16 protein-coding genes are annotated in these 9,637 nt (G+C 54.5%); 12 read left to right on the plus strand and 4 right to left on the minus strand.

Translation table 11 applies throughout. The features are described 5' to 3' along the window. On the plus strand, nucleotides 1-228 hold a 228-nt coding region (locus SCM96_15430; GenBank protein ID MDW7762017.1), incomplete at its 5' end, for a hypothetical protein. A 162-nt stretch (nucleotides 229-390) separates the two neighbouring features. On the opposite strand, the gene SCM96_15435 is transcribed toward SCM96_15430, so the two are convergent. Continuing rightward, nucleotides 391-627: a hypothetical protein gene (locus SCM96_15435; protein MDW7762018.1), complete on the minus strand. Its 237-nt coding sequence runs from the start codon at nucleotides 625-627 to the stop codon at nucleotides 391-393. Further along, nucleotides 624-818, minus strand: a complete 195-nt coding sequence (locus SCM96_15440; protein ID MDW7762019.1) for a helix-turn-helix domain-containing protein — start codon at nucleotides 816-818, stop codon at nucleotides 624-626. Before SCM96_15440 ends, SCM96_15435 begins: the two co-directional genes overlap by 4 nt. A gap of 300 nt (nucleotides 819-1,118) precedes the next feature. Here SCM96_15440 and SCM96_15445 point away from each other — a divergent pair, with 300 nt between their 5' ends. From SCM96_15445 to SCM96_15470, 6 genes are all read left to right on the plus strand, one after another. Beyond that, nucleotides 1,119-1,589 carry a hypothetical protein gene (locus SCM96_15445; protein ID MDW7762020.1) on the plus strand — a complete coding sequence of 157 codons (471 nt, stop codon included), beginning with the start codon at nucleotides 1,119-1,121 and terminating at the stop codon, nucleotides 1,587-1,589. Nucleotides 1,590-1,637: 48 nt separating this feature from the next. Continuing rightward, the gene (locus tag SCM96_15450) at nucleotides 1,638-2,384 is read left to right on the plus strand and encodes a class I SAM-dependent methyltransferase (protein MDW7762021.1); all 747 of its coding nucleotides are present in this window, start codon (nucleotides 1,638-1,640) and stop codon (nucleotides 2,382-2,384) included. A 235-nt stretch (nucleotides 2,385-2,619) separates the two neighbouring features. Further along, nucleotides 2,620-3,795 (plus strand): aminotransferase class V-fold PLP-dependent enzyme, encoded by a 1,176-nt coding sequence (locus SCM96_15455; GenBank protein MDW7762022.1) that lies wholly within the window; start codon nucleotides 2,620-2,622, stop codon nucleotides 3,793-3,795. A gap of 240 nt (nucleotides 3,796-4,035) precedes the next feature. Next, entirely contained in the window at nucleotides 4,036-4,290 is a 255-nt protein-coding gene (locus tag SCM96_15460; protein MDW7762023.1) for a type II toxin-antitoxin system HicB family antitoxin, read from the plus strand. 3 nt (nucleotides 4,291-4,293) lie between these two features. Continuing rightward, nucleotides 4,294-4,518, plus strand: a complete 225-nt coding sequence (locus SCM96_15465) for a type II toxin-antitoxin system HicA family toxin (protein MDW7762024.1) — start codon at nucleotides 4,294-4,296, stop codon at nucleotides 4,516-4,518. A 225-nt stretch (nucleotides 4,519-4,743) separates the two neighbouring features. After that, nucleotides 4,744-5,892, plus strand: a complete 1,149-nt coding sequence (locus SCM96_15470) for a 6-bladed beta-propeller (GenBank protein ID MDW7762025.1) — start codon at nucleotides 4,744-4,746, stop codon at nucleotides 5,890-5,892. Nucleotides 5,893-6,195: 303 nt separating this feature from the next. On the opposite strand, the gene SCM96_15475 is transcribed toward SCM96_15470, so the two are convergent. Then, a complete protein-coding gene (locus SCM96_15475; protein ID MDW7762026.1) occupies nucleotides 6,196-6,471 on the minus strand; it encodes a hypothetical protein in 276 nt (91 codons plus the stop codon). 95 nt (nucleotides 6,472-6,566) lie between these two features. Between SCM96_15475 and SCM96_15480 the strand changes: the two genes are divergently transcribed. From SCM96_15480 to SCM96_15495, 4 genes are all read left to right on the plus strand, one after another. Continuing rightward, nucleotides 6,567-7,031 carry a hypothetical protein gene (locus tag SCM96_15480; protein MDW7762027.1) on the plus strand — a complete coding sequence of 155 codons (465 nt, stop codon included), beginning with the start codon at nucleotides 6,567-6,569 and terminating at the stop codon, nucleotides 7,029-7,031. A gap of 259 nt (nucleotides 7,032-7,290) precedes the next feature. Then, a complete protein-coding gene (locus SCM96_15485) occupies nucleotides 7,291-7,707 on the plus strand; it encodes an aminotransferase class V-fold PLP-dependent enzyme (protein ID MDW7762028.1) in 417 nt (138 codons plus the stop codon). Nucleotides 7,708-7,903: 196 nt separating this feature from the next. Continuing rightward, nucleotides 7,904-8,155 (plus strand): type II toxin-antitoxin system Phd/YefM family antitoxin, encoded by a 252-nt coding sequence (locus SCM96_15490; GenBank protein ID MDW7762029.1) that lies wholly within the window; start codon nucleotides 7,904-7,906, stop codon nucleotides 8,153-8,155. Then, nucleotides 8,152-8,574: a type II toxin-antitoxin system VapC family toxin gene (locus tag SCM96_15495; protein ID MDW7762030.1), complete on the plus strand. Its 423-nt coding sequence runs from the start codon at nucleotides 8,152-8,154 to the stop codon at nucleotides 8,572-8,574. The genes SCM96_15490 and SCM96_15495 overlap by 4 nt, the downstream gene beginning before the upstream one ends. A 38-nt stretch (nucleotides 8,575-8,612) precedes the next feature. Here the strand turns inward: SCM96_15495 and SCM96_15500 are convergent, their stop codons facing one another. Continuing rightward, nucleotides 8,613-8,867, minus strand: coding sequence for a hypothetical protein (locus SCM96_15500; protein MDW7762031.1), 255 nt, complete (start codon nucleotides 8,865-8,867; stop codon nucleotides 8,613-8,615). 158 nt (nucleotides 8,868-9,025) lie between these two features. On the opposite strand from SCM96_15500, the gene SCM96_15505 reads away from it, so the two are divergent. After that, a partial coding sequence (locus tag SCM96_15505; protein MDW7762032.1) for an IS630 family transposase occupies nucleotides 9,026-9,637 on the plus strand: 612 nt, incomplete at its 3' end.

Below are 9,637 nucleotides of genomic sequence, written 5' to 3' on the forward strand. Positions count from 1 at the left end.
ACGGTCCGCCGGTCCATGGCCCGACGAGGAATCGACCGGCTGCCGATTCTCCCCGAAGGACGATGGTCGCCGACCCCCACGACGGCCCGCATTCTGGAGACGTTCAGCGATGTGGCCTGGTACGAATTCGAACGCCCTGCGGATCAAGTCGTCTTTCCCATCCGGCTTTCGCCGCTGCAAAAAGATCTTCTTAAGCTTCTTGAAATGGATGCATCAGCTTATCGCTGAGTGATAGAATGGAAGGCGTATTAAATGCCGAAATTCAGCCCCGGCTTCGTGCGGAATGTAGGTTGTTTGGGCGGCTTTGACGGTATTTGTCTTTCTGTAAAAAAGCGGACGCGCTCTTTGTGCTCAGGGAGGCCGGCCGACCGGCGGGAGAGGAAAATGATGTCAAACCGTCCGATTGCACTGATGACCGGAGCCGGCCGGTCCATCGGGATCGTTTTGGAGGTTCTTCCGTATGCCGGCTATTTCTTCAGCAATCTTCGCCATTTCAAATCGGATGCGCTGGCTTTCTTCAGTCAGCTTATCGGACATGTTCCGCAGCGGTTTAACGAGTCTCGCGAATCTCATAGTGAAGTCCGCCAACGCCACCACAATTAGAAAAATCCCTATGGCTTCAATCACTTCTTCTCTCCTTTCTTGGGGTTCACTTTTTTGGTTTCAAGCCATCTGTCCACATCTTCTCGATCGAACTTGATATTCTTCGAGCTCAGCTTTATGTAGGGAGGACCGTCTCCCGAAGATATGTACTTATAGATGGTTCTTTTTGAATCTCCTAAATAGAGTGCCAAGTCATCAATTGACATCAACTGCATAAACTCACCTCCTTTTAGCGATCAAACGTTTAATCAAGCACTAAAGATCATCATATGAATTAATATGCAATAAATATTACTGAAAGTCAACAATAAATCACTATATTCTTTAAAAAACACATATTATCCTCATCAACTAGACTTGGCAAAGATGTTTTATCTTTCGGCCGGCACGGCGGACCGGCTTTCACCGAACCGGGGCTCGATAGTCACTTGGATTGACACAGGGACGTCATTTCCCTGATAATCCCTCGCGGTCGGCCATCGACAGCCATGTTCAGATGAAAAAAGGAGGGAGTCATGACCGAATCTCCGATGCCGCATCGTGATCCGGCGGCGAGACCGGCGAATGTCGGCACGGCCGTAAGGCTTATGTATGCCGCCCTGGGTCTGAGTTTCATCAGTTTCCTGATTGACCGATCATGGATCCCGGTAAATATCGCGGAGGCCCGCTGGCCGAATTGGATTTTTTTCGGCGGCGTGTTTTTTATTTTGTTCGGGCTATCTTTTCTCCTGATTTATATGATCGGCGCGGGGAAAAACTGGGTGCGGATGATCTATCTTGTTCTTTATATCTTGATGATCTTGAGCCTTCCCTTTTCGATGAAGCCTTTTCTTCAGGCGGTCTCGAATGCCCCGGCATTGGGAATCCTGGAACTTGTTCAAGTTGTCATTCAAGGCATCGCGCTTGTGCTTGTGTTTCAGAGGGATTCTTCCGCCTGGTTCAAGGCGATGAAGCAGGCGAGGGCCGACTTCTCGATGCATCGTTAGTTGACGAAGTCGGGATTCTTTTGCCGGCCCGTAAGGAGATTTTCTGCTATGGACATTCCACGGATCTTCAGCATCACCGAAAGCGCTCACCGTATCCATAACCCATTCACACCCGAAAAGCTCGCCACTCTCGGCGCGGCGCTGCGCCTGGAAACGGGGACCCGAGTGCTCGACCTCGGCAGCGGTTCGGGGGAGATGCTGTGCACCTGGGCACGCGATTACGGAGTCATCGGCACCGGCGTCGACATGAGCCGGTTGTACACCGAGCAAGCGAAACTCCGCGCTGAAGAACTCGGCGTCGCCGATCGAGTCAAGTTCATCCATGGCGATGCTGCCGGCTACGTCTCTGACGAAAAGGCCGGTGTGGCAGCCTGTGTCGGCGCCACGTGGATCGCCGGTGGAGTCGCAGGCACCATCGAGCTTCTGGCGCAAAGCCTCCGCCCCGGAGGGATCATCCTCATCGGCGAGCCCTATTGGCGGCAGTTGCCGCCGACGGAAGATGTTGCCAGGGGGTGTCTTGCCGGCTCAATCTCCGACTTTCTCCTGCTTCCAGAACTTCTCGCGTCTTTCGGCCGCCTCGGCAACGATGTCGTGGAAATGGTTTTGGCAGACCAGGACAGCTGGGACAGATACGAGGCGGCCAAGTGGCTCACCATGCGCCGATGGCTTGAAGCCAATCCCGACGACGAGCTCGCGAAAGATGTTCGAGCCAAACTGACCTCGGAGCCCGAGCGCTACGCCGCTTACACGCGTGAATACCTGGGCTGGGGCGTGTTCGCGCTGATGCCGCGGTGAGGCATTGGCGCATCCGGCGGATCGTCAAGATGTTATTGCGCCTGAATTCATTTCTTTCTGTCTCAGGCAGGCCTGACAATGGTCCTGAGCAATCTTTGGGTGAAAGGGGGGCAACGGTGATGTGGGAACGCATTCAACTCTAGACGCGATATTTGATCGCAGGGGATCTTCCGCGAATTCTTGACAACTCTCCGCCCGCGGCTTACATTCGCTCATGTGTAAGGCGGAGGATCGAATGTCCACAATCGATATCGACCGGGTCCGGGCCGAAACTCCGGGCTGCGAAAAGATCATCCATTTCAACAATGCCGGGGCCTCCCTTCCTCCTGAACCCGTCTATCGGGCCGTCACTCGGCATCTGGCCCTGGAACGGCGGATCGGGGGGTATGAGGCGGAAGAGCGGGCCCGGGACCTCCTGGAGGGCTTCTACACCTCCTTCGCCGGCCTGCTCCATTGCGATCCCCGGGAGATCGCCTATGTCGAGAACGCCACCCGGGCCTGGGACATGCTCTTCTACTCCGTCCCGTTGCGGAAAGGGGACGTGATCCTGACCTCGCGCGCCGAGTATGTCAGCAACTACCTGGCCTTTCTGCATCGGGGGCGGCGGTGCGGCGCCGTCGTCGAGGTCGTGCCTGACGACGAGACCGGGCAAGTGTCGCTGGAGGCGATGGAGAAGATGATCGATGCCCGGGTGAAGCTCATCGCCCTCACCCATGTCCCGACCCAGGGCGGGCTGGTCAATCCCGCCGCGGATGTCGGGAAAATCGCCCGGAAACACGGCATCCTCTATCTCCTCGACGCCTGCCAGTCGGTCGGGCAGATTCCGCTGGATGTCGAGGCCGTCGGCTGCGACATGCTGTCGGGAACGGGACGCAAGTTTCTGCGCGGCCCGCGGGGAACCGGCTATCTCTACGTCCGCCGCTCGCTCATCGACAAGCTCGATCCGCCGTTCATCGATCTCCATTCCGCAACGTGGATCGACGGCGGAAGCTACGAAATCCGGAAGGACGCCCGAAGATTCGAGAACTGGGAGAGCTACGTGGCCGGGCGCGTTGGGCTGGCGGCGGCGGTCGACTACGCCATGGCGGTCGGGATCGGGAACATTTGCCGGCGGGTCAAGGCCCTGGCGCGCTCGCTCCGCGAACGGCTGGCGGAGATCCCCGGCGTTGCCGTCTGCGACCTGGGCGTCGAAAAGAGCGGCATCGTGACCTTCGTCAAGAACGGCGAATCGGCGAATGCGATCCGGCGGCGGCTGAACGCCCGGAGGATGAACGTCTCCGTCGTCAAATCAAACTCGGCGCTTCTGGATATGGAGCCGCGCGGTCTCAAGGAGCTGGTGCGCGCCTCCGTCCACTATTACAACACTGAGGACGAGATCGAACGCTTCTGCCGCGAACTCGCCTCGGCGTGACGGACGCGCGGCGCTGCAGACCGGCTTGTCAGCGAACCGGTGCTCGACAGGCACTTGGATTGACATGGGGGGCAGGTCAAGCGCGCCAACTCTATCAACCCCCCGGTGCAGAAAACCGGGGGCAGTTCCCCCCCCTCGACAACCGTGAGCAATGCTGATACACTTTAATAAGACCGTTCTCGCATCAATGATTGAAGCGGATACTTTGGTAAACTGAGGTCGCGGGAAAAGGAGTCGCGCATGAGCAAGGTGTTGCAACTTACCGCTGTGATTGAGCGAGAGGCCAAGGGCTATGTCGCGACATGTCAGGAACTGGGCGTCGTGAGCCAAGGCAAAACGGTTGAAGAAGCACGACTGAATCTGGTTGAAGCCGTTGAGGGATTCTTTGCAGCAGCTTCACCATCTGAGATTCGACGGAGGCTCAAGAAAGAAACCTACGTCATGCCCATCATGCCGATGATGCCGACTGTCCGAGTCAAACACGCGACGAGATAAACCATGCCCAAGTTGCGAGTTCTCTCCGGCAGAGAGGTATGCAAAATCATGGCCCAACATGGATTTGAAAAAGTCCGTCAGAAGGGCAGCCACATCATCATGCAAAAGCGTGAAGGGAATACCACCATCACGGTGCCGGTACCCGACCACAATGAACTTTTGAGCGGCACTTTGCTGGGAATCGTCAAACAATCAGGCTTACCTCGCTTGCTGTTTGAGACGGAATGAAGAGCCTCGCAGTGTTAAGATTTTGCCGGATCGATGAAGGTCGATATGGGCAGGAAACGGTTTTCTTCGTAGCTGATCATCTTCAGTTAGTCATGTGAGCCGTCAGCCCATGAGGCTTGTCTAAAGATCGGTTTTATCTCGGCGGGATTTCCGCCGATAGCTCTTGACATCCCGGATGACATCTTCAACAATACGGAATGAATGTCCGTGTCATGGAGGGGTGATATGAGAAGCGTCCATTCCCTGAGGCCTGCCGGCCTCCTGCTCGGCATGATGATGGCGGTCATATCATGTTCTGAAAAAGAAGACAGTCAAGCGGGCGAATGGAAAGGTGCCACACGAATCGAGAACGGAGTTCAGATCGTGGTGAATCCCAAAGAGCCCATGTACGGTCCGGAAGCCGTCAGGCTTATCTATGAAATGGAGTTCGGTGTTTCCGAGGGGGATGAGAATGAGATGTTGGGTGGAATCTCGGCATTCGCCGTTGATCCTTCGGAAAACGCTTATATTTATGATGGCAAAGCTGGTCAAGTGAAAATATTCGACAAGTCCGGCCGTTTCGTCGGGTTGTTCGGACGAAGAGGTCAAGGCCCCGGGGAATTCCAGATCATCGACGGGATTCAGATTAACTCTTCCCTTGAGGTTGTTTTGCATGATGAAATGAAATCCATGTATTTCGATAGCCAAGGCCGTCATATTAAAGATCTCAAAGCCATGGGGTTAGGGATATTTTATGGAGACATCCATCACGACGGCAGAGGGCAGATCTATGCATTGAAAACAAGCCCTCAGGGTTCTGTTACAACAAGAGAATTATGCAAATTCGCGGGCCCCGGCGCTGACATGTCTGTTTTGGCATCCCTTGCTTCTTCTGGTCCCTATAAATATCCAGATGTCGGTTTGAGGTATGCTTTATTTCCCGATGATCACGTGATCTGGACCTCTCCTCCCCATTATGAATTCACCATTGTCGATCCCGACGGCAAGCTCATTAAAAAGATCATCAACACCTACACCCTTCGAAAAATCGACGATGCCTACAAATCGCGCATCCTAGAAATGATGCCGGCCCGATTCCGAGATAGAATCAACTTTTCCGAGCACCTCCCTCCCCTGGATGTGATTTGTCCGGATGAGCAGAGCGGGTTTTTTGTGAAAACATTTGAAATCGAGACCGACAGCGGAAAGACTTTTCTCGATGTCTACGATTCCGAAGGAAGAAATGCGGCCCGGATCTCCGTCAAAATGGCCTTTGAGACATCCTTGTTTCAGAAGGGAAAGATCACCATCGCGAACAACAAGCTGTATGTCAAAGACTTCAATGACGAGGGCTATCCGGTGCTGGCCCGGTACCTTATCCAAAAGAACTATTGATGAAAATACGGCATCTTTCCTGAGATGGGTTTTTGCCCAGGTTTTCTGTATTTCCTCCGGATGATCGTCCAAGCTGGACAGGATTCCGCGAACGCTCAGGGACTCGATGAATTCCACGATGACTTTAAGCGCTTGGAATTCCCGGCATATTGCTTATTGAAAAAGTGGGATGAAAGAGGCGATCTCGGAGCAGTCCGATTACCGCCGGCGTAAGGAGTACGGCGGGATAACGAGAGGGAAATCGAATGGTTCCGCCGCGAGCTCGCCTCGGCGTGACGGACGCGCGGTTGGACGACGAAGCGCCTACTGTTGATCCCTGAGGATCTTCTCCATCGTTCTCCGGGCGTCCTCTTCCCTTTTGCGGGCGGCGGCTTCGGCTTCGGCCGGGGTCATGCGGGCCGGCTGCCGGCGGTTGCAGGGCACGAGCCTTCCTCCTGCGATTCCGAGCTTGATGAAGCTTTTGGCCGTCTTGCTGCGGGCCTGCTCCAGCGAATGATCGAGCTGTGCCCGGTCGGTCAGGAACAGGAACTTGGGGGGGGTATGGTATGATGTGGGACATAAGGAAGACCTGCGACGCATGCTTCAAGGTCATGGTCGCACGGGATGCCGCCGGCTTGACAAGTTGGGATGCGGATGATACTTCATAATCATGCTGATGGGGAAAACGGAAACCCATGGATATCCTTGATGAACTGAAGGCTGTGATAGGAACGTTCGACCGCGAGGGCATCGAATATGCGCTATGCGGCGGATTGGCGATGGCCGTCTACGGATTGCCGCGTGCCACTCTGGACATCGATCTGCTGATCCCGATCGATGCTTTGTTCAGCGCCAAGCGCGCTGTTGAGCCCTTGGGATTCACCTTGAGTGCCGCGCCGATGGAGTTTCATGAAGGAAAGATCCGGATCTACCGGTTGGTCAAGATCGATCCGGAGACAGGGGAAGAGCTGGTCCTCGACTTTCTGCTGGTGACTCCCGATACCGCGAAGGCATGGGAGACTCGTTGTGAAGTGGAGTGGGAAGGAGGGACTCTCAAGGTCGTATCTCCGGAAGGTCTCATCCTGCTGAAGTCTTTTCGCAGAAGCGGAAAGGATCAAGATGACATTGAGCACCTCAGGAGCATAAGTGATGAAACTTGACATGAGCGCGGAAGCCGTAGGGCGGCGGCTCCTTCGGGTCCGGCAACTGAGGCGGCTGTGCCTGTCACTGTCCCGGTCAAGCGCCGGTCGCGACATTGCGCGAAGATTCCCGGCCAACATGACGGTGCAGCGGACTTTTCGGGCGACCGGGCGATCGGGGTGAGGCGCGCCGCATTCTCGTATTCTTGACAACTCTCCGCCCGTTGTTTACATTCGCTCATGTGAAAAGCTGAGGGCCGAAACTCCGGGCTGCGAAAAGATGAACCCGTCTATCGGGCCGTCACCCGGCACCTGGCCCTGGGACATGCTCTTCTACTCCGTCCCGCTGCGGCAAGGGGACGTGATCCTGACCTCCCGCGCCGAGTATGTCAGCAATTACCTGGCCTTTCTGCATCGGGGGCGGCGGTGCGGCGTCGTCGTCGAGGTCGTGCCCGACGACGAGACCGGGCAATTGTCCCTGGAGGCGATGGAGAAGATGATCGATGCCCGAAGATTCGAGAACTGGGAGAGCTACGTGGCCGGGCGCGTCGGGCTGGCCGCGACGGTCGATTATGCCCTGGCCGTCGGAATCGGGAACATCCGCCTGCGCGTCCAGGCCCTGGCGCGCGCCTCCGTCCACTATTACAACACCGAGGACGAGATCGAACGCTTCTGCTGCGAACTCGCCTCGGCGTGACGGACGCGCGGTCGGCAATCGACAGCCGAGTGCTGGATCCCGGCACGGTTCGCGGAGACCCGCCGGCCGGAATGGGTTTGATTCGGCGGCGCGATAAGCGCGCTGTCCGCCGCCGGCAATAGGCGACATTGACAACTTCCATCAAAGCCATTATAATCTAGACAGACTAGACAGAAAAAGATTTAAGGAGGTTTTCATGGGACATCGATGGCAATTGCAGGAAGCAAAAAATAAATTCAGCAAACTTGTTGAAAAGGCTCGGCAAGAAGGTCCTCAATTCGTTACCAAACACGGAAAGGAATCCATCGTGGTTCTTTCCGTGGAGGAGTATAAAAAAATCATTAAACCCAAATCCAACCTGTTTCAATTCATTCAGACGTCTCCCTTATCAAAAACTTCAGTTAGCATTGAACGGGATAAAAGCTCCGGCAGAGATATCGAATTATGAATTATCTTCTTGACACCTGTTTGATATCGGAACTCGCAAAATCAAAACCTGACGAAAAAGTTGTCGATTGGGTTTTGGGTGAAAATGAATCAAGTTTTTATATTTCCGTTCTTACCTTTGGGGAATTGCACAAAGGCGTCGAAAAATTGCCTGAATCGAAAAAAAAGGAAAAATTGCGGATTTGGATTGAGGAAGAATTAAAAAACAGGTTTCAAAACCGAATCATAAGTATCGATATGCGCGTATCAATATTATGGGGCAAGATTCAGTGTCTCGCCGAGAAAAGTGGAAATCCGATGCCGGCCATCGACTCCCTGATCGCCGCGACGGGGATGGCCTATGATTTGACGGTTGTCACCCGAAATGTCGCCGATATGGAACAAAGCGGTGTGAAACTGCTTAACCCCTGGGTGAAATAAAAAGAGGAAAAAGATGTCAAACCGTCCGATTGCGCTGATTACCGGAGCCGGCCGGCGATCTCCTGCGGCCCCAACCCTTGTCGTTGAAGTTCCTTGATCTGATCAATTTGATTCATTCGGAGCATGTCTCCTCCCGGCTCATTTTCACCCTCCATCTCCTTGTACTCGGTCAAGGGAACTTGGCACAGGTCGGGATGATGATAGGTCGATTGCGTCCCAATGAACGACATCCAGGGGTTGGCATCGATCCGCGCGATGTTCTCCGGCGAGTTGCAGCCCTTATCGAAAACCATGGTCAGGTGTTCTTTTTTCCGCTCGCATTGACGTTGATCACTTTATGAAGGAAAATAAAAAAAGAAGAATCATCTCTAAATCTTCGGATCAAAGGAGATTTATTAACCTTCTCATAATAGTATTGACATTGTCGTAGAAATGTGGTATCCTATGAAGCATGAAAACAACAGATGCCAGACGACTGACCCATACGCAATTGACCGACCTGAGGAAGCGCGGTGTCACCGCGGTTCAGAAGGGAGAATCTCCCGAAGTTGTCGTTCGGGCCTTGGGGATCAGCCGAGCCACGATTTACGGCTGGCTGGCTCGCTACAGACAGGGAGGTTGGGATCAACTGGACGCAAAAAAACGGGGCGGCCGAAAGTCCAAACTCAGCGGCGATATTTTGGCTTGGATTTATGAAGTCGTCACTTTGGGAGATCCGCGCCAGTATAAATTTGAATTTGCATTGTGGACAAGCAAAATGGTTCGAGAGTTGATCCGGAGGAGATGGAACATCAGTCTGAGCCGGGCTTCGGTCTGCCGTTTGCTGAACCAACTGGGCTTGACGGCGCAACGTCCTTTGTGGCGGGCCTATCAGCAAAATCCCCTCCTCGTGGAGAAGTGGTTGAAAGAGGATTTTCCGGCGATTCGCCGGGAAGCCAAGCGTCTCAAGGCGGAAATCTGGTTTGGCGATGAAGCGGGGGTGCGGTCGGATGCCCATGCGGGGACGACATGGGCGCCGCGCGGCCGGACGCCGATCGTATCGACGACGGGCGCCCGTTTTGGC

The sequence above is a fragment of the Acidobacteriota bacterium genome, from assembly GCA_033549365.1.
Lineage (GTDB): Bacteria > Acidobacteriota > Aminicenantia > Aminicenantales > Saccharicenantaceae > JAWSUF01.